The organism is Variovorax nivicola, from assembly GCF_051216475.1.
GTDB lineage: Bacteria > Pseudomonadota > Gammaproteobacteria > Burkholderiales > Burkholderiaceae_C > Variovorax.
Window position 1 is genome coordinate 80,903 of sequence record NZ_JBPJZK010000012.1, and the last position, 21,778, is coordinate 102,680.

Sequence of the window (21,778 nt, forward strand, 5' to 3'; positions counted from 1 at the left end):
CGCCGTCACGGACAGCGCGGCAAAATCGCGCAATGCCCAAGACCCCACTCCGCGCCGCCGCGGCCATCGGCGGCACTGCCGACGACGTCGAAGCGGCCTTCTATGAAGCGCTGCAACGCGGCGACATCGATGCGCTGATGGCCTGCTGGGCCGACGAGGACGAAGTGTTCTGCGTGCACCCTGGCGGCCCGCGGCTGGTGGGGACCGTGGCGATCCGCGCGGCCTTCGAGCAGATGTTCGGCAACGGCGCGATCCACGCCATGCCGGCGCGGGTGCGCAAGATCGAGTCGCTCGGCAGCGCCGTGCACAACGTGCTCGAACGCATCGAGGTGCTCACGGCCGAAGGCCCGCGCCATGCCTTCGTGCTGGCCACCAACGTCTATCACAAGACCGCCCAGGGCTGGCGCATGGTGGCGCACCATGCGAGCCCGGGCAGCGCGCGCGAGCCCGACGACGCGAACGATCCGCCCCAGACCCTGCATTGATGCCCTCCTTCGTTGCTTCTCCTTCCGCTACTTCTCCTGCTGCTCTCCAGTCGATGGACTACGCCGCGCCGCGCTGGCTGCCCGGCGGCAACCTGCAGACCATCTGGGCCGCGCTCTACGCCCGTCGCTTCGACGGGCCGGCCCCGGTCTACCGGCGCGAACGCTGGCCCACGCCGGACGGCGACTTCATCGACGTCGACTTCGTGGATGCGCCAGTGCCAGGCCCGAGGCCTCTGCTGGTGCTGTTCCATGGGCTCGAAGGCTCGTCGCGCAGCCACTACGCCGAAGCCTTCGCCGCCTTTGCGGCGTCTCGCGGCATGGCCTTCGCGGTGCCGCACTTTCGCGGCTGCAGCGGCGAGCTGAACCTGGCGCCGCGCGCCTACCACTCGGGCGACTTCGAGGAGATCGGCTGGGTCCTGGCGCGCATGCGCGAGCAGCACTCAGGCAAGGGCGGCGGGCCGGTGCTGGCGGCGGGCGTGTCGCTCGGCGGCAATGCGCTGATGCGCTGGGCCTCGGAGGCGGGCGAGACCGCTTCTGGCGTGGTGAGCGCCGTGGCCTCGGTCTGCGCGCCGCTCGACCTCGCGGCGGGCGGCGAAGCCATCGGCCAGGGCTTCAACAAGCTGGTCTACACGCGCATGTTCCTCGCGACCATGAAGCCCAAGGCGCTGGCCAAGCTGGCGCAGTTTCCGGGCCTGTTCGACCGCGAGCGGCTGATGTCGTCGCGCAACCTCTACGACTTCGACAACGTCTTCACCGCCCCGCTGCACGGCTTTCGCGATGTCGACGACTACTGGTCGCGGGGCTCGGCCAAGCCGCACCTGGCGTCGATCCGCGTGCCCGCGCTGGTGGTGAATGCGCGCAACGACCCGTTCATTCCGGCGCGCAGCCTGCCGAAGCCCGGCGAGGTGGGGGCGCACGTCACGCTGTGGCAGCCCGCTCACGGCGGGCATGTGGGCTTTCCGATGGGGTTGCCGCCGGGGCATGTGCGCGGCATGCCGGAGCTGGTGGGCGGCTGGCTGCAGCTGCATGGCGGCGCTTCCACTGACGGTGGGGGCTTGCCACCAGGACGAGAATGACGCCATGGATGACATCGTCAAACAAGCATTGGCCAAGTGGCCCAACGTGCCCCACTGCTACGGCTGGCTCGGCCTCGACGCGCGCGGCAACTGGTACATGCGCGACGACCGTACCCAGGCGCAGGGCCCGTTTCGTAAAGCCAAGGGCTCGATGCTCAGGCACGACAAGCTGATCGACTTCATCCAACGCAATTACGAGCACGATGAAGAAGGCCAGTGGTTCTTCCAGAACGGGCCACAGCGTGTGTATGTGGAGCTGGAGACTTCGCCGCTGGTGTGGCGGGTCGCCGAAGACGAAGGCGGTGGCTTCACCGTCACGGCCCATACGGGCAAGGCGACCGAGGTGTCGGGCTGCCTGCTCGACGAGGAAGGCCGGCTCTATCTGGTTTCGCCTCTAGGGCTCGGGCTGGTGCATACGCAGGACGTAGGCATCGCCGCCGAGGCTGTCGAACGCGGCCTGTGGACACCGGAGGCAGTACAGGCCACTGAATTGCCCACCCGCTTCGGGCATGTGCTGAGTCCAGCGGAGCGCCACGCTGACGCTGCCACATCTGCCGCGCGCCAATGAAAAAAGCCGGCGCTGAGGCCGGCTTTCTTTCGTGACTAGGGAAAACGCCTACTTCGCAGCAGCGCTGGCTGCAGGGGCCGCACCCGAAGCACCTTCAGCGGGTGCAGCAGCGGCCGGACGGTCCGGCACCGGGAACTTGGCACCGCCGGCATTGGCCATGTAGACCACGGCACGGCCCACTTCGAGGTCTTCGAAGTCGCCGCCGCCCTGCGCGGGCATGGCGCCCTTGCCCTTCAAGGCGTGTTCGAGGAGCGTGGCATAGCCTTGGCCGATACGCGGGCCCCAGGCTGCGGCATCGCTCAGGTGCGGGGCGCCGGGAATGCCGGGCGCGCCGTGGCAGGCGACGCACTGGGCCTTGAACACGACCTCGCCTGCGGCGAGCGGGCGGTTGGCGTCGCGGATCTCGATGGCGCCGACCTTCTTGAGGCGTTCGGCCACTTCGCGGTCGCGCGCTTCCTTGGTCACACCATAGAGCGACATGCTCTCGCCTTCTGCGATGCCGGCGGGCTTGGTGCCCGAGACCACGTAGGAGACAAGACCCACGATGATCAGGATCGGGGCTATGAAGGAGAAAAATACCGCGAGCAGCAGTTGCTTCGGGTTCTTGATAGGCCCGGTGTGGGCTTCTTCTGTGGCCTGGTAATGCGGGTCTGCGCTCATTGGCGTCCTCAATTATCGGGGGCTCGTCGGGGGGCTTGTCCTAACCAACCGGCGATTATAGAGAGGCCCCTTGCCCGAACGGACAAGGGACCACCCTTATCGGACGCCTTGGCGTCTCAGCCCTTGTCGCGTGTGGCCCAGCCGCCACCCAGCGTCCGGTACAGCGTGACCTGGTTCTGCAGTTGCAGCAGGCGCACGGTCACGGCCGATTGCTGCGCAGTAAACAGCGAGCGCTGTGCGTCCAGCAGGTCGAGCGCGCTGGCGATGCCGTTGCGGTAGCGCAGGTCGGAGAGCTTGAAGCGCACCGCCTCCGCATCGGCCTGCGCACGCTGCGCGCGCACTTGTTCGCCCAGCGTGGCGCGGCCCGCGAGCGCATCGGCCACTTCGCGGAACGCCGTCTGGATCGACTTCTCGTACTGCGCCACTGCGATCTCGCGCCCGGCCTTGGCCGAGTCGAGCGTGGCGATGTTGCTGCCCGCGTCGAAGATCGGCAGCGTCACCGTCGGCGCGAACGACCAGGCCTTCGAGCCGCGGTCGAACAGGCCCGAGAACTCGCTGCTCGCAGTGCCGATGGAGCTCGTCAGCGACACGCGCGGGAAGAAGTTCGCGCGCGCCGCGCCGATGTTGGCGTTGGCCGCAATCAGCTGCTGCTCGGCCGAGCGGATGTCGGGCCGTTCGGCCAGCAGGTCAGAAGGCAGGCCGGCCGGCACGTCGGGCATCGGCTTGATGCCATCCAGGCCCTTGATGCCGCCCGCCGTGGCGTCGGCCGGCACCGGCGCGCCCAGCAGCAGGGCGAGGGCGTTCTCGTCCTGCATGCGCGCGCGCTGCTGCTCCGCATAGGATGCGCGCGCCGTTTCCAGCAGCGAGTTGGCGGCCTGGAAGTCGAGCTCCGACGACACGCCGTTGTCGAAGCGCATCTTCGTGAGGCGCACCGACTCTTCGCGCGTGACCATCGTCTGGCGCGTGATCTCGAGCAGCTCGTCGTCGGCCAGCAGCGTGAGCCAGCCGTTGGCGACCGACGCGATCAGGCTGATCTGCACCGCCTTGCGCGTCTCGTCCGTGGCGAGGTACTGCGCCAGCGCCTGGTCCTTCAGCGCGCGGATGCGGCCGAAGAAGTCCAGCTCCCAGGCGTTGAAGCCCAGGTTGACGCTGTACGACGACGACACGCTGCCCACGCTGGGGTCGAAGGCCTGGTAGGGGTTCGGGCTCGAGCGCGAGCCCGAACCCGTGAGGCCCACAGCCGGGAACAGCGCCGAGCGCTGGATCTGGAACTGCGCGCGCGCCTGCTCGATGTTGAGCACCGACACACGCAGGTCGCGGTTGTTCACGAGCGCGGTCTGGATCAGGCCCGCGAGCCGCGCGTCGGTGAAGAAGTCCTGCCAGGGCAGGTTGGCTGCGGCCTGGCCGGGCGGCTGCGTCGGGTCGCCCGGGTAGGTGGTGGGCACCGGCGCGGCGGGGCGCTCGTAGGTCGGAATCAGCGAGCAGCCGGCCAGCAGCATCGCGGCGGCCAGGGCTGTGGGAATCAGTTTCTTAGTCATGTTTAGGTTCCTCCGCGATGCCGGCAGCTTCGGCGTGTCGCTTGTCGGCTTCACGCTGGCGCGCGCTGCCCTTGAACAGGGTGCGCACCACCACGAAGAACACCGGCACGAAGATCACGGCCAGGGCGGTGCCCGTCACCATGCCGCCGAGCACGCCAGTGCCGATGGCGCGCTGGCTGGCAGAGCCGGCGCCCGAGGCGATCACCAGCGGCACCACGCCAAGGCCGAAGGCCAGCGAGGTCATGATGATCGGGCGGAACCGCAGGTGAGCGGCGGCCAGCGCCGATTCGATGACGCCCTTGCCCTGCGCCTGCAGGTCCTTGGCGAACTCGATGATCAGAATCGCGTTCTTCGCGGACAGGCCGATGATGGTGATCAGCCCCACCTGGAAGTACACGTCGTTCGAATAGGCGCGCAGCATCGTTGCCACCAGCACGCCCAGCACGCCGAGCGGCACCACCAGAATCACCGACAGCGGGATCGACCAGCTTTCGTACAGCGCGGCCAGGCAGAGGAACACAGCCAGGATCGCGAAGCCATAAAGGATGATGGCCTGCGAACCCGCGAGCTTTTCTTCGCGCGACTGGCCGGTCCATTCGAAGCCGAAGCCTTGCGGCAGCTGCGCGGCGAGCTTTTCCATCTCGGCCATCGCGGCGCCCGTGCTGTAGCCGGCGGCGGCGTCGCCGCTGATGCGGATTGCCGGGTAGCCGTTGTAGCGCACCGTCTGCGTGGCGCCCGTAACCCATTTGGTGGTCGCGAAGGCCGACAGCGGCACCGGCTGGCCCTGCGTGTTGCTGGCGTTCAGCTTGAGCAGATCGTCGGGCTGCATCCGCGCCGGAGCGTCGGCCTGCACCACCACGCGCTGCAGGCGGCCGCGGTTCGGGAAGTCGTTGACGTAGTTCGAACCCAGGCCGGTCGACAGCGTCGTATTGATCGCGTCGAAGCTCACGCCCAGCGCATTCGCCTTGTCGCGGTCGATGTCGATCTGCAGTTGCGGCGCGTCTTCCAGGCCGTCAGGGCGAACCTGCGTCAGGATCTTGCTCTGCGATGCCATGCCCAGCAGCTGGTTGCGTGCGTTGATCAGCGCCTCGTGGCCCGCGCCCGAGCGGTCCTGCAGACGGAAGCTGAAGCCGCTGGCATTGCCTAGTTCGGGAATGGGCGGTGGGCTCAGCGGGTAGATGAAGGCGTCGCGGATGCCCGACAGCGCACCGAAGGCACGGCCGGCCAGCGCGCTGGCCGAGTGGGCCGGGTCCTTGCGTTCGTCCCAGTCCTTCAGCGTCACGAAGGCGAGGCCCGCGTTCTGGCCCTGGCCCGAGAAGCTGAAGCCCATCACGCCCACCATGCTCTGCACTTCGGGCTGCTTCAGGATGAAGCCCTCGACCTGCTGCATGACCGACAGCGCGCGCTCCTGCGTCGCACCTGGCGGCAGCTGCACGTTCACGATGATGTTGCCCTGGTCTTCCTGCGGCAGGAACGAGGTCGGCAGACGGGTGTAGGTGAACACCACCGCGCCGATGATGGCGAGGTAGATCACGAGGTAGCGGGCAGCTCGGCGCAGGATGCGCGCGACCATGCTCTCGTAGCCCTTGGCCGTGCTGGCGAAGCCGCGGTTGAACCAGCCGAAGAAGCCGGTCTTCTCGTGGTGGTGGCCAGCTTCCACCGGCTTGAGCAGCGTGGCGCATAGCGCCGGCGTGAGCGACAGCGCCATGAAGGCCGAGAAGGCGATCGAGGCCACCATCACCGCCGAGAACTGGCGGTAGATGTTGCCGGTCGAGCCGGCGAAGAACGCGAGCGGCACGAACACCGAGATCAGCACCACCGTCACGCCGATGATGGCGCCGGAGATCTGCTTCATGGCCTTGCGCGTGGCTTCGAGCGGCGACAGCCCCTCCTCGCTCATGATGCGCTCGACGTTCTCCACCACCACGATGGCGTCGTCCACCACGATACCGATCACCAGCACCATGCCGAACATGGTCAGCACGTTGATCGAGAAGCCGAGCGCCAGCAGCGAGGCAAACGTGCCCAGCAGCGCGATCGGCACCACGATGGTCGGGATGATCGTGTAGCGCCAGTTCTGCAGGAACAGGAACATCACCACGAACACCAGCGCCACTGCTTCCAGCAGCGTCTTGACCACTTCGGTGATCGAGATCTGCACGAAGCGCGAGCTGTCGTACGGAATGGCCCACTTCACGCCCTGCGGGAAGAAGCGTTCGAGTTCGGTCATCTTGGCGCGGATCGCCTTGGCCGATTGCAGCGCGTTGCCGTTGGGTGTGGGCTGGACGCCGATACCAACCGCGGGCACGCCGTTCAGGCGGGCCGAGGTGGCATACGACTGGCCGCCGAGTTCGACGCGAGCCACGTCCTTCAGCCGCACGGTCGAGCCGTCGGTGTTGGCGCGCAGCACGATGTCCTTGAACTGGTCCACGTTGGCGAGCTGGCCGTTCACCACCACGGTGGCCGCAATGGCCTGGCCGGGAATGTTCGGCAGGTCGCCGATGGTGCCGGAGGACACCTGCGCGTTCTGCGCGCGGATCGCGTTGTTCACATCGGCGGCCGACAGGTTGAAGCCCTGCAGCTTGGCCGGATCGACCCAGATGCGCATCGCGTTTTCGGTGCCGAACAGCTGGGCCTGGCCCACGCCCACGACACGTTGCAGCTCGGGCACGATGTTGCGCGAGGCGTAGTCGCCAAGGGCGACCGGGTCGAAGGCGGGGTTGTCCGAGGACAGCATCACGAACATCAGGAAGTTGTTGCGCGACTTGTCCACGCGCACGCCCTGCTGCGTCACTGCGGCCGGCAGGCGCGGCGTCGCGCGCGACAGCCGGTTCTGCACGTCCACCTGGGCGAGGTCGTCGTTGGTGCCGGCTTCGAAGCTGATCGTGATGGAGCCGGTGCCGTCGGCCTGGGCCACCGATTCCATGTAGATCATGCCCGGCGAGCCGTTCATTTCACGCTCGATGACGGACAGCACGCTGTCCTCGAGCGTCTGGGCCGAAGCGCCGGGGTAGGCGACGTTGATGACGATGGCGGGCGGCGCCACCGGCGGGTACTGCGAGATCGGCAGCTGGGTGATTGACACGCCGCCCAGCACCAGGACGAACAGTGCGATCACCCAGGCGAAGATCGGTCGGTCGATAAAAAATTTGGCCATTTGCGGGCGCGCTCCTGATTACTTCTTCTCGGCCGCGGCCTTGTCGGCCGGGGCAGGCGCCGCCGGAGCGGCCCCCGCGGCGGCCGGCGTGGCCGCGGCGTTCGGGTTCGGCTTGGTCCACGGGACCGCCTTCACCGGCGTGCCGGGCGGCATCATCTGCAGCTTCTGGAAGCCGTCGACCATCACCTGCTCGCCGGCCTTCAGGCCATCGAGCACCACCCACTGGTTGTCCTTGGCGGCGCTGATCTTCACGGTGCGCTTGCTGATCTTGCCGTCCTTGTCGACCACCGACACGGTGTCACCCTGCTGGGTGCGCGTGACGGCCTGCTGCGGCAGCGTGATCGCGTTGGTGGCCTGCGCCTGTTCGAGCTTCACGCGAACGTACAGGCCGGGCAGCAGCTCGCCCTTGGGGTTGGGCACTTCGGCGCGCAGCGTGACCTGGCCGGTGGTGGAGTCGACCGTGAGGTCGGAGAACAGCAGCTTGCCTTCCAGCGGGTAGTCGGTGCCGTCTTCGAGCACCACGCGGATGGTTGCGGCTTCTTCGCCACTCGCGCGCTTGTACTGGCCGGCGGCCACGGCGCGGCGCAGCTTCATCGCGTCGGAGGCCGACTGCGTGAAGTTCACGTACAACGGGTTGATCTGCTGCACCACGGCGAGCTCGGTGGCGTCGCCCTGGCCCACCAGCGCGCCTTCGGTGACGAGGGCACGGCCGATGCGGCCCGCGATGGGCGAGGTCACGTCGGCATAGCCCTGGTTGATCTTGGCGGTCTGCAGCGCCGCGCGGCCCGAGGCCACGTCGGCTTCGGCCTGCTTGGCGGAGGCCACGGCGCTCGCGTATTCCTGCTTGCTGACCGCATTGGCTTCGACCAGTGGCTTGTAGCGGTCGGCCAGGGCCTTGGCCTGTACCGCGTTGGCTTCGGCGCGGGCCAGCGTGGCCTGCGCGTTCTGCGTGGCGGCCACCAGCGGGGCGGGGTCGATGCGGAACAGCAGCTGGCCGGCCTTCACGTCGCTGCCTTCGCGGAATTCGCGCTTCAGCAGGATGCCCGAGGCGCGGGCGCGGACCTGGGCGACGCGGGAGGCCTCGAGGCGGCCGGGCAACTCGGTGACGAGGCCGACGTCGGTCGGCGCGGCAACCACCACGCCCACCTCGGGTGCGGGGGGATGGCCACCACCGCCGGCGCCGCCCGGACCGGCGGGCGCATCGCTCTTGCCACAGCCCGCAAGGACCAGCAGGACAACGGCGGCCACGGTCGCGAGACGCGGCGAAAAGGACGAATGACGCGAAACATGCAGGAGAGGCATGCGATTCCTTTGAAGCGAAGACGGGAGATGGCGCGTTCGCGGAGCAAACCGGAAACCTGTGTAGCCAGGTGGGCCATCGAGGAAACCGGCGAGTTTACATACATTCATGGATGTATAGTGACAACCGCGAATGGCCCCACGATACATAGAGGGCGTTGTCTTTACAAATCAGGAGACTTGGTGGCACGTCGGACGAAAGAAGAAGCATTGGCCACGCGGCATCGGTTGCTCGATGCCGCGGAGCTGCTGTTTCAGGCGCAGGGCGTTTCGCAGACCACGCTGCAGCAGATCGCGCAGCAGGCCGGCGCAACGCGCGGCGCCATCTATTGGCATTTCAAGGACAAGGCTGACCTCTTCAACGCGATGATGGAGCGGGTCATCCTGCCGCTGGAAGCCGCGCCGAAGTCCGCCACCGCAGACTTCGCGGACGACCCCCTGGCCGAGATCGAGGAGGGCATGATCCATGCGCTCAACCTCATGGCCACCGACCCCCAGGTGCGCCGCGTGTTCGACGTGGCGACCCACAAGGTCGAATACACCCACGACATGGCCTCGGTGCAGCAGCGCCACCTCGACGCCCGCAACGCCTGCGTGGGCGACTTCGAGAAGGCCTTGCGCCTGGCCGCGCGCCGCAGCCATATCAAGCTGCCGCTGCCGGGCAACGCGGCGGCGCAGGGGTTGCACGCACTCATCAGCGGGCTCATTCAGAACTGGCTGCTCGACCCCGAGGCCTTTGACCTGGTACACACCGGAAGGCGCACATTCCGGGTCTATCTGGCCGGGCTCGGGTTCGCCCGGCCACTTCCGGGCACCGCTGTTGCGGTCGAGGCTGAAGCAGTCGCCGCCTGATAGGCGATAATGCGTGGCTCCGGTGCATGCCGGACCCCAATTCCTCGCTGTATTTCAACGGATAGAATTCGGCCCTCCGAAGGCTGAGATCCAGGTTCGATTCCTGGCGGCGGGACCAGATACAAGGCCGGAAGCTTTCAAAAGCTTCCGGCCTTTTTCATTTTTCCTCGGAGAAATGCCTCTGCATGAAAACATTCACTCGCCATGACGCAGTGACCGTGGGGAAGATCCTGGCCGAAGTCGCGCGCGCCGAGATCATGCCGCGCTTCAATGGCTCGCTGGCCAGCAGCACGAGAGAAAAGTCCTCCACCTTCGACGTGGTCACTGATGCAGACGAGGCTGCGGAGTACGAGATCTCGCGACGGCTGCTTCAGCTCTATCCGGACGCGCTCATCATTGGCGAGGAGGCGGCTGGTCGCGACCCCGGCGTGCTGTCGCGGATCGCAACGGCCGAGCTCGCGTTCATCATCGACCCCATCGACGGAACGAAGAACTTCTCTTCCGGCGTTCCTCTCTTTGGCGTCATGCTCGCGGCCACGGTGCGAGGCGAGGTTGTCATGGGCATCATCCATGACCCTGTCTGCGACGACACGTCATTCGCAGTGCGCGGAAGCGGTGCCTGGCGGCAAGGGGCCGACCTGATCGACAAGGAGATAAAGGTCGCTCTCCCTATGCCGGTCAACCAGATGCACGTGGTGGCCGGCACGAACTTTCTTCCGGAGCCGATGCGCTCGATGGTGGTTCGGAATTTGCCGAAGGTCGCCATGAACTTCTGGATGCGCTGTGCTGCGCATGAATACCGGATGGCGGCCGCGGGCCATTGCCATGCGCTGCTCTATTACAAGCTGATGCCCTGGGACCACGCCGCGGGCTGGCTCATTCATAAAGAGGCAGGCGGCTACAGCGCTCATTTCGACGGGTCGCCGTACAAGCCGGACCATCTCACTGGCGGGTTGATCTGCGCGCCTGATCAGAGCTCTTGGGATTTGTTGAGAGACGCTCTTTTTTCGGATTCGCCTGAGAGCGATCCGACTACCGACTAGTAAACATTCGGAACCAACGTTCTTGCCGAGGCACGCAAGCCACTTTTGGCGCGTGTATTCGTTCACGGATTCGCAGGCACTTCTCATTGCTGCCTGCTGGAAAACGCCAAGCACTTACATACTCTGACAAAGCTTACCGCCGCTAGAGCGGGGCGATTTCAGGGAGGATCCATGTCCATCTTCGATGGCACGTGCTGGCGTATTCGCCTGGCGTGCGTCTTTGCGTCTTCGGCGGTGCAATGACACGCCGCGTCACTATTCAAACGCCGTTGGGGACGGCGCTGCAATTCCACCGGCTCGTCGGCCGTGAGGCACTGAGCGAGCTCTATGCTTTCGAAATCGACCTGCTGGGCAGCAGCAACGGCATCGATTCGAAACTGCTGCTCGGAAAGCCCGCCACCGTGGCGGTGCAAACGGAAAGCGGCGGCACGCGCTACCTGGGCGGCATCGCCGCAGGCTTCGGGCTTCAGCAGGAAGACGCCCGGCATTCTTTCTACCGGCTTCAGTTGCGGCCCTGGTTGTGGCTGGCGACACGGCGCAGCGATTTCCGCGTATTCCAGTCAAGGACTGCCCCCGAAATCGTGATGGAAGTTTTGGAGCGCTACGGCTTTCCCATTGAACAGAAGCTCAGCCGCAGTTACCGCACATGGGATTACTGCACTCAATACGACGAGACCGACTTCGCCTTCGTCTCGCGCCTGTGCGAGCACGAAGGCATCTATTACTACTTCAGGCACGAAGCCTCGCAACAGGTGCTCGTGTTCGCGGACGACATCGCCACATCGCACGATCCGCTGCCCGGCGGCGAGACCGTGCGCTTCCATCCCCTGGAGAAGGCGGGCATGACCGGCGGAGGCCCGAGGCCGAACGAGCGCATCTACGAATGGAAGACCGGCGAAGAAGTCCGCTCTGGCTTTCACTTCACCAACGAATACGACCCCCTCAAGCCCAGGGCGGATCTTTCCAATCAGCGGCAAGTGCGCTCTGGCCACGCCCACGACGACTTCGAGCTGTACGCATGGCCCGGCGGCTACAAGCAGCACGACGACGGAGAAACCTACACGCGCATCCGAACCGAAGAGCAGTTGAGCGCACGCTGTGCTGCGAGCGGCCGTTCCAACCGGCGCGAGTTCGCGCCAGGCTACACCTTCGAGCTCGCTCGCCACCCAAGGGACGACCAGAACCAGAAGTACCTTCTGACCAGCGTCGAATACGAGCTGCAAGAGAACATCCAGGCCAGCGAAGGTGCCCATGCGAGCGAGGGCTCCGTCCAGCGCTTCGCCTTCGAAGCGCAGCCCGTCAGCTATGCGTGGCGGCCGGTGCGCACCACGCCAAAGCCTCGTACGCGTGGTCCGCAGACGGCCATCGTGGTCGGCCCGAAGAATGAAGAAATTTGGGCCGATCAATATGGTCGCGTCAAAGTCCAGTTCTATTGGGATCGCCTCGGCCAGCGCAATGAGAACTCCAGCTGCTGGGTGCGCGTGTCCACCTCCTGGGCCGGCGACACCTTCGGCACCGCAGCCTTGCCACGCATCGGCCATGAAGTCATCGTCGATTTTCTGAGCGGCGATCCGGACTACCCTATCGTCACCGGACGCGTGTTCAACGCCGAGAACATGCCGGCGTGGCGTTTGCCCGAACAGACGAATCTCTCAGGCATTCGCAGCCGCGAACTGAGTGCAAACGATGGTTCGGGCAGCACGGGCGGAGCACGCGGCAATCATCTGGCGCTGGACGACCACCATGGAAAGATCCAGGCGCAACTCAAGAGCGACCACCTCAGCAGCAGCCTGAGCCTTGGCCACATCGGTCGCATCGATGACACGGCAGGCCGCAAGGACGACCGGGGCGAGGGCGCCGAACTGCGTACCGACGGTCATGCCGCGGTGCGTGCCGCCAGGGGCCTGTTGCTTTCCACCGAGACACGACCCAATGCGCAGGCGCACATCACCGACCTGGGGGAGACCGTGGCGCGCCTGACGGTCGCGCGTGATCTGCACGAGCGGCAGAGTCAAACCGCCCTGGAGGTCAAGGCGCACGAAGCGGGCGACCAGGATGCGGTCACGAAAGTTCTCAAGGAGCAGAACGACGCCATCAAGGGCAAGGGCGGCGATGGTGGCTTGCAGCAAGGCGTGTTCCCGGAACTCAGCGAGCCTCACCTCGTGCTCGCCAGCGCGGCCGGCATCCAGAGCACCGCGGCGGGCGCCACCCACATCGCCAGCATCACCCACAACGCGCTGAGCAGCGGTGGCCATACCAGCATCAGCGCAGGCAAGGGCTTCCTGGTCAGCGTGAAAGAGGCCGCACGCCTCTTCGCCTACAAGGCCATCCGCCTGACAGCCGCTACTGCCGGCATAGACATCGTCGCCCTGCAGAACAGCATCAACCTGCTGGCCAAGCTCGACATCAAGCTGGAGGCCAACAAGATCAGCATCACCGCTAAGGAAGAGATCCTGATCAATGGAGGCAGCAGCTTCACCAAATGGAGCGCCTCGGGGATCGTGCACGGGACGAAAGGCCTTTGGCGTGAGCACGCGAGCACTCATAGCTATGCAGGGCCGAAGAATCTGCCTGCGCCCTTCGCGACTCTTCCCATTGCGGAAATCAAGCAAGACGAGGAGCACAAGTACGTTCAGAAATTCGATGTCACCACGCTGGTCGACTACGCCCCAATGGCCGCAGTGCTGCAAGGCCAGCCGTACCGAATCTATCTACCGGATGAGACCTTGATCCAGCAAGGCAACGTGTCCGAGACGACTGCTCAGGTCCGCACGAAAACATCAACCAAGGTGCGCTGCGAAATCGGGGCGGGCGATTGGACGGTGCATGAGCACGGATATGACCACGAGCAGGCCAATGGCAGTGGCGCCAAGCAGAACCACGAGAACCAAGGTGCCTGGTAATGGCTAACCCAACTTCCAATACGCCAACTGATGGCAAGCCAAGCACTGCTGGCGATGTCCTCCCTCCCTCCGAGCTGGCGCCGCCTGGCCCTGTCGGAGTTGTGCGCAAGCCTGGTGATCCTGAAGTGGAAGTCACCTTTGTGTTCGTGGATGCGGTCAAGCACGGCATCAAAGGGCTGGACGTCAAGATGGAGGGAGGCGGAAAAAGCGAGATCGCCACCACCGACGAGGATGGCACCGCCGCGACTTGGTCTGATGCCAAACGTGGCGAACCGATCAAGATTTACGTCAAGAAACGGACCGGCGATTTGGACCTCAAGGGCACCGTCACGCCCAGGCTGGATGTCAACAATTACACGATCCAGAGTCCTGAATACCACCTCGAAGCCATTACAAAACTGGATGCTGAAGAGCAACTGGAGCAGGACCTGAATATCCCCAGCGTCAAGGAAGGGGAAATCATGACGGTGGAGCGATTGACAGGGGTGTTAGCTCCTTACATTGCGTCCAAGCAGGTGGTGACGGAAACCGGGAAAGTGATTAAGGACCACCCCGTCAAGAAAAGAGTTGTGACCATAGATCCAAAGACTCGCAAAACAAAAACAAAGATAGAGATAGAACATCACTACCAAGCGGTAGACACCAAAAAGCCGCATACAGTTGTAATGTATGTGCTTGGGTCTCGGTTGAATTATCCAATCGCAACCGAAATAACCGAGGCACAGTACGCCAGGATGGCCAAGGAACTCGGATGCGAAGTGGCTGCAATCAGAGCGGTGGCAAAAACGGAAAGTAATAGCGCGGCTTATTTTGCAAATGGTCTGCCTGTCATATTGTTTGAGCGCCATAAGTTTTTCAAGTTGACAAGGCCTGCAAATGGAAAGCATCCATATGCAAAATTCCCTGATATCTGCAACCCTATTCCAGGTGGCTACAAACTGCCCGCCGATTACGGGCCCGATCCTATACGGATTTGGCAATATGAACGTCTAGTCAAAGCGGCTCAATTGAATCGTGCCGCGGCGGTGGAGTCATGTTCTTGGGGAGCGTTTCAAGTGATGGGCGAATATTGGTATTCAATGGGATACAGCAGTCCAGAAAATCTTGCCAATGAATGCATGGCATCTATTGACGGGCAAGCCAAGCTTTTCATGGAATATATAAAAATGAAAAACAAAGAGGTGGCAATAATTAAAACACTGATCGATAAGGACTGGGAAGGCTTCACGCGTTACTACAACGGTGCCAATTGGAAGGCTCAAAATCCAGATTATCCCGCAAAAATGAAAAAGGCCTACGATGAAAACAAATAAGCTGATTTTGCTACTTGTTGTTTTTCTATCTGCAAATTTTGCGCATGCCGGAGTATTGCTGCAATTTGAATATCCAACGCTTTTGATTCTTGAATCAAAAGATGGGGTGTATGGCTACTACGGATCTGCGTTGCCGAAAGTGAATGGTGTCCGGCCGTACTCTGTTGAATGCAGGTTTTTCTTTTACTCCACTGATAAATCATCAGGGATAGATGTTAAATATCCGGCAAAGGCTTTTCTTACGAGAAATTCTTTTGAAGAAAGAGAGAAGTCAATTGATAGTCCTGCTTCAATATTTCACCGTGGCTCTAGTTGGATTGTTCAGATGCGGCATCAAGATGCTGGTTGCGACAGTGCGGCGGGCTGGAATTTTCGACTCGGTCCTGATGATCAAGAGGTCATGCAGTTTGAAGTTATAGGAAGCGTAAGCGCGTTCTATTTGCGCCTGGTGATAAAAAAGGCGAACATTTTTAGTCGAGGGAAAAGCTTTACTTCATCGAGAGTATTTCTTGTTCCTGGGGATGTTGTGGCAGTTGTCGATGAAGAAGAGGGGTTCTCTAAAATTCGATTTATGAACTCAAAGAGTAATCAGGCAACAGAGGGATGGGTGAAAAATGAAACTCTCGTGAATCCTTTTCCAGATTAGGAGCGCTGTTTTTCGAAATGTGAGGATGGGTGCAAATAGGTAAATTAAATGGCAGGGAGATTGTTGTGAAATATATGAAGAGCATCGCAATTTCGTTGTGCTTTTTGTGGTGTGAGGGTTCTCTGGCTGGTACGCTCTATTATTTTTCAAATGGTGAGCTTATTGCCTTTGAAGAAGCGGGAAGGATTGGTGGATCTTATTTGAATGTGGCGCGTGTGAATGGAAAGTCACTTGAGTGCAAATTTATTTTCAAGACTATAGATAAAAGTAAAAAATATGAGAAGCGCAAAATATTCGCGCAAGAGAAAAATCGATACTTTCGCGCCAAGACGAATGGTTACCTTCATAGAGAAGGCGATGATTGGAGGATTCGAATTGAATTCCCAAGTGCTGGATGCCGATTATTTCCATGGCGCCTCTTTTCATCAAATGAGAAAATTGCTGGCAGATTTTCTGTGGAAGAAAAAAAGACCGCTCTTGGAATTTATGTATTGAAAAAAGACGCAAATTACTACGATGAAGATGGCGGTAAATCTGAAGTAAATGGCTCTAGGCACGATCCTTTGAGGAAAGGCGATCTTGTGGCGATCATCAAGAGAAAAGCTGATTTTTCTTATATTGATCGCTATTTTGGATATGGCACGGGGGCTTACAAAATAAAGTCTTCTGGGTGGATCAAATCGTCCGATGTTGGTAATGCAATTTCTCGCTAGTGAAGGTCGGAGAGTCTGATGGAGGAATTACATCAACCTGAGACGGATTTGAGCCCTCTCATCCCCAAATCGCACCGAACAAAATCCAATTACCTGCGGGCACGTTCGGCACTCCAAAAATCTCGGTGGTGCCGGGCAGGTTGTGGTGAGTTGACCGCGGACGGGCCGCTCGGCTGGTGGCCGTGCTGCAGCGAGGCTTGCCTGGAAGCCTGGAATGCTCGCTCTCCCACAGTTCAGCTCTCGCGCATCGAGTGGCCTCCTCGCCAGCAAAGCCACGACTGAACAGACCGCAATGAGCTCTCAAGAAATCATCCTCAACCACAACCTCTGGCGCAAAGGCGCGGGCGGCGCCCCGGCCGGCTTGGTTGGACAAGCAGATAGTTCTGCCTACGTCGGTCTTGACCTCGATCTGGCCCAGTTCACCGAGTCAGCGTTCTTCGGTAGCAGTTTCACCAGTACGACTTTTCATCAGGCCCAGTGGGTTGCCTGCACGTTCACCGACTGTGTTTTCAGCGCGTGCGGTTTCGGCGATATCTCGATCACAGACTGCACTTTCGTCAACTGTGTCTTCGAGTACGCCGAGTTCAAGCGAAGTACCCTCAGTGGTAGTTGCTTGATGCAATGCAGCTTGAACGGGGTCAACTTCGATCAGGGGCATTGGTCCGAAGTCAAGCTGCTCGAATGCACCGGTACGCGGATCAAGGCCGTTGGATTGCGCGGTGAGCGCATTGACTTCATGGGCAGCAACTTCGAGCAGCTGGAGTTTGAGGACACGATCCTCAACAGCGCGATGTGACGAAGCGTTCTTAGCCGCACGGTGCGGCGCTGACACGCGCACACGCGCATGGTTGCCATGGTCCCCGCACTCGTGACACCATGCCCGCATGCCCTACCAACTCCATTACTGGCCCACCATCCAGGGCCGCGGTGAATTCGTGCGGCTCGCGCTCGAGGCGGCCGGCGCCGACTATGTCGACGTGGCGCGGCTACCCGAAGCCAAGGGCGGAGGTGAGTCCGCCCTCGGTGAGCGGCTGGACGACCCCAACAGTGCGCGCCCGGCGTTCGCGCCGCCCTTTCTCGTCGACGGCGACATCGTGGTCGGGCAGACTGCCGCGATCCTGCTGTACCTGGGGCCGCGGCTCGGCCTGTCTGGCGTGGGCGAGTCCGACGGGCTGTGGACGCACCAGCTGCAGCTCACCATCGCCGACGTGGTGGCCGAGGCGCACGACACGCACCATCCGATCTCGGTCGACGCTTACTACGAAGACCAGCGCGACACGGCGGTTCAGCGCGCGCAGGCCTTTCGCGACGAGCGCATCCCGAAGTTCCTGAACTGGTTCGAGCGGGTGCTCCAGCGCAACCCCGCGGGCAGCCTGCACCTGGTGGGTGACGTGCTGACCTATGCGGACCTGTCGCTGTTCCAGCTGGTGGACGGCCTGCACTACGCATTTCCGAAGGCCACGGCCCGGGCGCTGGCCGCAACGCCTGCGGTCGAGAAGCTGCATGCCAACGTCAGGCGCCGCCAGCGCGTGCATGACTACCTGCAGAGCCCGCGCCGCATCGCGTTCAACGAAGACGGCATCTTCCGGCGCTACGCCGAGCTGGACGGCTAGGGCTAGGCTTCTTCCGCGCCGTTGCGAATGCGCAGAGCGGTCTCGTACAGCGTGTTGCGCGGCGCGCCGCTGATCTCGGCAGCCAGCTTCACCGCAGTCTTCACAGGCAGTTCAGCCAGCAACAGGCGCAACACACGTTCGCCTTCCGCGCCGTCGTCGCCGCTCACCGCCACGGGGTGCAGTACCAGCGCGAACTCGCCGCGCGTGCGGTCGCGGTCGGCGCTGAACCACTCGGGCAGGGAGCTGGCCGCGACGGTGGCGATTTCCTCGAACTGCTTGGTGAGCTCGCGGCCCACGGTGATGCGGCGTTCGCCCAGCGTGGCCAATGCGCGCGCCAGGCTTTCAATGCGATGCGGCGCTTCGAGCAGCACCACGGCGCGCGGCTCTTGCGACAGCGCCTGCACGGCGGTGTCGCGCTCGCCGGCCTTGCTCGGCAGGAAGCCGGCGAAGACGAAGGCGCTGCTGCTGGCGTTGCCGTCGCTGCCGCCATCCGCCACGAGGCCCGCCGCGCTGATCAGTGTGGTCACGCTGCTGGCGCCCGGCAGTGGCAGCACGCGCTGCCCGGCCGCGCGCACGGCTGCGGCCAGTCGCGCGCCGGGGTCGCTCACGCCGGGCGTGCCGGCGTCGCTGACATAGGCGATGCGCTCGCCCTGCGCGAGCCGCGCGACGACGGTCTGCGCAGCCTCGGCCTCGTTGTGCTGGTGCACCGCCAGCAGCCGCGTGCCGGGGCGGTCGATGCCGTAGGCGCGCAGCATGCTCTGGGTGTGGCGCGTGTCCTCGCAGGCGATGGCGTCCACCAGCTGCAGCACATGCAGCGCGCGCAGCGTGATGTCGGCCAAGTTGCCGATGGGTGTGGCGACGATGTAGAGCGTGCCCTGCGGATAATGCTGCGCACCCGCGGCGTCGTGCGCGGCCGCGAGGGCGGCGCCGAAAGAAGCAGGGGCGAGTGAAGCCAAGAGGTTTCTCCGTCGGAACGAACGAACAAAAAAGAAGATTGCAGGCAGGGAGCCATGAAGACCACCACAACGAAGCATCGAGGCGATGCGGCGGAAGACGCCGCGCTCGACCACCTGCGGGACGCCGGCCTGTTGCTGGTCGCGCGCAATTATCGGACGCCCGGGCGCGGCGGCGGCGAGATCGACCTGATCATGCGCGATCCGCGCCATTCGTCGATGGGCACGCTGGTGTTCGTCGAGGTCCGCCAGCGCAGCACCGGCACGCACGGTGGCGCGGGCGGCAGCATCACCGGGCTGAAGCAGCGGCGCATCGTGTTCGCCGCGCAGCACTACCTGAGCCGGCTGCGCGCGGTGCCGCCATGCCGTTTCGACGTGGTGCTGGTCGAGGAGAAAATCACCTGGCTTCAAGGCGCTTTCGACGCCGGCTGAAGTGCCCTGCATGGGGAACTGAAGCCCTGCCGAGGGCTCCACAACTCACACGTCTTGTTTCACAACCCCCAGTTATCATCCCGCCTCATGCTCGAGCAACGTATTCAGCAGCACTTCATTGATAGTGCCGACCTCAAATACCAGACCGGACCGGTCCTCAGCAAACCCATCTCTCAAGCGATGCAGGCCATCCTGGCCTGTGTGACCAGCGGCGGCAAGGTGCTGGCTTGCGGCGCCGGCGTGTCTGGCCTGCTGGCGGCCCAGTTCGCCGCGCAGTTCGTGGGCCGCTTCGAACGCGAGCGGCCCGAGCTCGGTGCCATCGCGCTGCCCGGCGACACCACCGACCCCGAGGCCGACAGCGCCAGTGCTGCAGACTCCGACCGCTTTGCCCGACAGGTGCGTGCGCTCGGCCAGGCCGGCGACGTGCTGCTCGCACTGAGCGCCAGCGGGCAGTCCGCGTCGGTGCTGGCCGCTGTGGCAGCCGCGCACGAGCGCGACATGACCGTGGTCGCGCTGCTGGGCAATGCCGTTTCGGGCGTGCCCGCGGCGCCGGGCGCGGGCAGCAGCGGCTCGGGCGGCGCCATTGGCCGCGCGCTGCGCGAGACCGACGTCCAGATCAGCGTGCCGCACGAGCGTGCGGCACGCATCCACGAAATCCACCAGATCGCGCTGCATTGCCTGTGCGACGGCGTGGATGCCCAGTTACTCGGAGAACAGGAAGCTTCCTCATGACCATGACGACCATGAAGACGACGACATCGACCCAGCGTTTCGCCCTTGCCCTGACCCTGGGCGCCGCATTGGTTGCAGGCCTTTCGGCCTGCGTGCCGCTCGTCGTGGGCGGCGCGGCCGTGGTGGGCGTGGGCATGGTGGCCACCGACCGCCGCAGCTCGGGCGCACAGCTGGACGACCAGGGCATCGAACTGCGTGCCGCAGCCCGCGTGCGCGACATCGCCAACGACCAGATGTACGTGAGCGTCACCAGCTTCAACCGCCAGGTGCTGCTGACCGGCGCCGTCGGCAGCGACGCCGACCGCCGCCGCGTCGAGGACGAGGTGAGTCGCATCGTGAACGTGCGCTCGGTGGTGAACGAACTGACCATCGGCGCCTCGAGCACCTTCCAGGACCGCTCGAACGACCTCTACGTCACCGGCAAGGTGAAGGCCTCGCTGCTCGACGCCAAGGACATCTTCGCCAATTCCTTCAAGGTAGTGACCGAGCGCGGCACGGTCTACCTGATGGGCATCGCCACGCGGCGCGAAACCGACCGCGCCACTGAAATCACGCGCGGCATCTCGGGCGTGGTGAAGGTGGTGCGGGTGGTCGAGATCGTGAGCGAAGCGGATCTGGCGGCCAGCCAGGCGGCGAACCAGTCCGCGGCGCAGCGCGGCGGTACGGGACCGGCGCCGGTGACGTCGGCCTCGCCTTCGTCGTCTTCTTCCTCGTCGTCGTCGCGCGTGCCGCTGCCGCCGATGGAGCCGCTGCCTGCGTCGGGCTCCACGTCCACGCAGCCTGCGGGCAGTGCGACGACCTCGCCGGTGCGCTGAACAGAAGCAAGCGCCCGATAAAAAAAGCCCGCATCAGCGGGCTTTTTTCATTTGAGCCGGATGATGAGGCTCGACGTGTCCCAGCGCCGCCCGCCGGCCTGCTGCACGTCGGCATAGAACTGGTCGACCAGCGCAGTCACCGGCACGCGCGCGCCGTTGCGCTTGGCCTCGTCGAGCACCAGGCCCAGGTCCTTGCGCATCCAGTCGACCGCGAAGCCGTAGTCGAACTTGCCTTCGATCATGGTCTTGCCGCGGTTTTCCATCTGCCAGCTCTGGGCCGCGCCCTTGCTGATGACGCCCAGCACAGCCTCCATGTCGAGCCCCGCGCGCTGGCCGAAGGCAATGGCTTCCGACAGGCCCTGCACCAGGCCCGCGATGGCGATCTGGTTCACCATCTTTGCGAGCTGACCGGCGCCGCTTTCGCCCAGCAGCGTGACTGCGCGCGAGAACGCCATGGCCACCGGCTTGATGCGTTCGAATGCCGCCGCGTCGCCGCCGCACATCACCGTGAGTGCGCCGTTCTGCGCGCCGGCCTGGCCGCCCGAGACGGGCGCGTCGATGAAGTACAGGCCCAGCGCCTGCGCGGCCTTGGAGAGTTCGCGCGCCACGTCGGCCGAGGCGGTCGTGTGGTCGACCAGCACGGCGCCCTTCTTCATGCCGGCGAAAGCGCCGTCGTCGCCCAGTACCACCGAGCGCAGGTCGTCGTCGTTGCCGACGCAGCAGAACACGATGTCGGCGCCGGCTGCCGCCTCGCGCGGGGTGGTGGCGTGGCGCCCGGGCGGGCCGAACTCGGAGGCCCAGGCCTGTGCCTTGGCGGAGGTGCGGTTGTAGACCGTGACGCTGTGGCCGGCCTTGGCCAGGTGGCCTGCCATGGGGCCGCCCATGACGCCGAGGCCGAGGAAAGCCACTGTCTGCGCGGGGACGGATTCGTAGGTGCGGGTATTGATGCTGCTCATGGGGCGACAGCTTAAAGCCATTCC

At 63.7% G+C, this 21,778-nt stretch carries 20 protein-coding genes and 1 tRNA gene; 15 read left to right on the forward strand and 6 right to left on the reverse strand.

The window, feature by feature from the left end; all coding sequences use genetic code 11:
• Positions 1 to 32: 32 nt before the first annotated feature.
• From ACSFBF_RS31950 to ACSFBF_RS31960, 3 genes are read left to right on the forward strand one after another with little or no spacing between them, the layout of a single operon-like run.
• Positions 33 to 485 carry a YybH family protein gene (locus ACSFBF_RS31950; protein ID WP_093057704.1) on the forward strand — a complete coding sequence of 151 codons (453 nt, stop codon included), beginning with the start codon at positions 33 to 35 and terminating at the stop codon, positions 483 to 485.
• Positions 486 to 538: 53 nt separating this feature from the next.
• Positions 539 to 1,561 carry a YheT family hydrolase gene (locus tag ACSFBF_RS31955; RefSeq protein WP_435474191.1) on the forward strand — a complete coding sequence of 341 codons (1,023 nt, stop codon included), beginning with the start codon at positions 539 to 541 and terminating at the stop codon, positions 1,559 to 1,561.
• A 4-nt stretch (positions 1,562 to 1,565) separates the two neighbouring features.
• The gene (locus ACSFBF_RS31960) at positions 1,566 to 2,129 is read left to right on the forward strand and encodes a DUF2946 family protein (protein ID WP_435474076.1); all 564 of its coding nucleotides are present in this window, start codon (positions 1,566 to 1,568) and stop codon (positions 2,127 to 2,129) included.
• 48 nt (positions 2,130 to 2,177) lie between these two features.
• Here the strand turns inward: ACSFBF_RS31960 and ACSFBF_RS31965 are convergent, their stop codons facing one another.
• The 4 genes from ACSFBF_RS31965 to ACSFBF_RS31980 all read right to left on the reverse strand — a co-directional run bounded on the left by ACSFBF_RS31965 (position 2,178) and on the right by ACSFBF_RS31980 (position 8,786).
• A complete protein-coding gene (locus ACSFBF_RS31965) occupies positions 2,178 to 2,789 on the reverse strand; it encodes a c-type cytochrome (protein ID WP_435474078.1) in 612 nt (203 codons plus the stop codon).
• 116 nt (positions 2,790 to 2,905) lie between these two features.
• Entirely contained in the window at positions 2,906 to 4,327 is a 1,422-nt protein-coding gene (locus ACSFBF_RS31970; RefSeq protein ID WP_435474080.1) for an efflux transporter outer membrane subunit, read from the reverse strand.
• Positions 4,320 to 7,484: an efflux RND transporter permease subunit gene (locus ACSFBF_RS31975; protein ID WP_435474082.1), complete on the reverse strand. Its 3,165-nt coding sequence runs from the start codon at positions 7,482 to 7,484 to the stop codon at positions 4,320 to 4,322. The genes ACSFBF_RS31970 and ACSFBF_RS31975 overlap by 8 nt, the downstream gene beginning before the upstream one ends.
• Before the next feature lie 18 nt (positions 7,485 to 7,502).
• On the reverse strand, positions 7,503 to 8,786 hold the full coding sequence (locus ACSFBF_RS31980) for an efflux RND transporter periplasmic adaptor subunit (RefSeq protein WP_435474084.1): 1,284 nt from the start codon (positions 8,784 to 8,786) through the stop codon (positions 7,503 to 7,505).
• Positions 8,787 to 8,963: 177 nt separating this feature from the next.
• On the opposite strand from ACSFBF_RS31980, the gene ACSFBF_RS31985 reads away from it, so the two are divergent.
• From ACSFBF_RS31985 to ACSFBF_RS32025, 9 genes are all read left to right on the forward strand, one after another.
• The gene (locus tag ACSFBF_RS31985) at positions 8,964 to 9,635 is read left to right on the forward strand and encodes a TetR family transcriptional regulator (RefSeq protein WP_435474086.1); all 672 of its coding nucleotides are present in this window, start codon (positions 8,964 to 8,966) and stop codon (positions 9,633 to 9,635) included.
• 43 nt (positions 9,636 to 9,678) lie between these two features.
• A tRNA-Arg gene (locus ACSFBF_RS31990) sits at positions 9,679 to 9,753 on the forward strand.
• A 67-nt stretch (positions 9,754 to 9,820) separates the two neighbouring features.
• On the forward strand, positions 9,821 to 10,678 hold the full coding sequence (locus ACSFBF_RS31995) for an inositol monophosphatase family protein (protein WP_435474088.1): 858 nt from the start codon (positions 9,821 to 9,823) through the stop codon (positions 10,676 to 10,678).
• Between the two features lie 239 nt (positions 10,679 to 10,917).
• A complete protein-coding gene (locus ACSFBF_RS32000; RefSeq protein WP_435474090.1) occupies positions 10,918 to 13,581 on the forward strand; it encodes a type VI secretion system Vgr family protein in 2,664 nt (887 codons plus the stop codon).
• A complete protein-coding gene (locus tag ACSFBF_RS32005; protein WP_435474092.1) occupies positions 13,581 to 14,894 on the forward strand; it encodes an N-acetylmuramidase family protein in 1,314 nt (437 codons plus the stop codon). The genes ACSFBF_RS32000 and ACSFBF_RS32005 overlap by 1 nt, the downstream gene beginning before the upstream one ends.
• Positions 14,881 to 15,540 (forward strand): SH3 domain-containing protein, encoded by a 660-nt coding sequence (locus ACSFBF_RS32010; protein ID WP_435474094.1) that lies wholly within the window; start codon positions 14,881 to 14,883, stop codon positions 15,538 to 15,540. The genes ACSFBF_RS32005 and ACSFBF_RS32010 overlap by 14 nt, the downstream gene beginning before the upstream one ends.
• 65 nt (positions 15,541 to 15,605) lie before the next feature.
• Positions 15,606 to 16,253 carry a hypothetical protein gene (locus ACSFBF_RS32015; protein ID WP_435474096.1) on the forward strand — a complete coding sequence of 216 codons (648 nt, stop codon included), beginning with the start codon at positions 15,606 to 15,608 and terminating at the stop codon, positions 16,251 to 16,253.
• A gap of 292 nt (positions 16,254 to 16,545) precedes the next feature.
• Positions 16,546 to 17,049, forward strand: coding sequence for a pentapeptide repeat-containing protein (locus ACSFBF_RS32020; protein WP_435474098.1), 504 nt, complete (start codon positions 16,546 to 16,548; stop codon positions 17,047 to 17,049).
• A gap of 88 nt (positions 17,050 to 17,137) precedes the next feature.
• Complete coding sequence (locus ACSFBF_RS32025; protein ID WP_435474100.1) at positions 17,138 to 17,866, forward strand: glutathione S-transferase; 729 nt, start codon at positions 17,138 to 17,140, stop codon at positions 17,864 to 17,866.
• A 2-nt stretch (positions 17,867 to 17,868) separates the two neighbouring features.
• On the opposite strand, the gene rsmI is transcribed toward ACSFBF_RS32025, so the two are convergent.
• Positions 17,869 to 18,822: a 16S rRNA (cytidine(1402)-2'-O)-methyltransferase gene (gene rsmI / locus ACSFBF_RS32030; protein ID WP_435474102.1), complete on the reverse strand. Its 954-nt coding sequence runs from the start codon at positions 18,820 to 18,822 to the stop codon at positions 17,869 to 17,871.
• A gap of 54 nt (positions 18,823 to 18,876) precedes the next feature.
• On the opposite strand from rsmI, the gene ACSFBF_RS32035 reads away from it, so the two are divergent.
• The 3 genes from ACSFBF_RS32035 to ACSFBF_RS32045 all read left to right on the forward strand — a co-directional run bounded on the left by ACSFBF_RS32035 (position 18,877) and on the right by ACSFBF_RS32045 (position 20,798).
• Positions 18,877 to 19,251: a YraN family protein gene (locus tag ACSFBF_RS32035; protein ID WP_435474104.1), complete on the forward strand. Its 375-nt coding sequence runs from the start codon at positions 18,877 to 18,879 to the stop codon at positions 19,249 to 19,251.
• Positions 19,252 to 19,338: 87 nt separating this feature from the next.
• Positions 19,339 to 19,983, forward strand: a complete 645-nt coding sequence (locus ACSFBF_RS32040; RefSeq protein WP_435474106.1) for an SIS domain-containing protein — start codon at positions 19,339 to 19,341, stop codon at positions 19,981 to 19,983.
• On the forward strand, positions 19,980 to 20,798 hold the full coding sequence (locus ACSFBF_RS32045) for a BON domain-containing protein (protein ID WP_435474108.1): 819 nt from the start codon (positions 19,980 to 19,982) through the stop codon (positions 20,796 to 20,798). The genes ACSFBF_RS32040 and ACSFBF_RS32045 overlap by 4 nt, the downstream gene beginning before the upstream one ends.
• A 47-nt stretch (positions 20,799 to 20,845) precedes the next feature.
• On the opposite strand, the gene ACSFBF_RS32050 is transcribed toward ACSFBF_RS32045, so the two are convergent.
• Positions 20,846 to 21,754 (reverse strand): NAD(P)-dependent oxidoreductase, encoded by a 909-nt coding sequence (locus tag ACSFBF_RS32050; protein ID WP_435474110.1) that lies wholly within the window; start codon positions 21,752 to 21,754, stop codon positions 20,846 to 20,848.
• Positions 21,755 to 21,778: the final 24 nt, after the last annotated feature.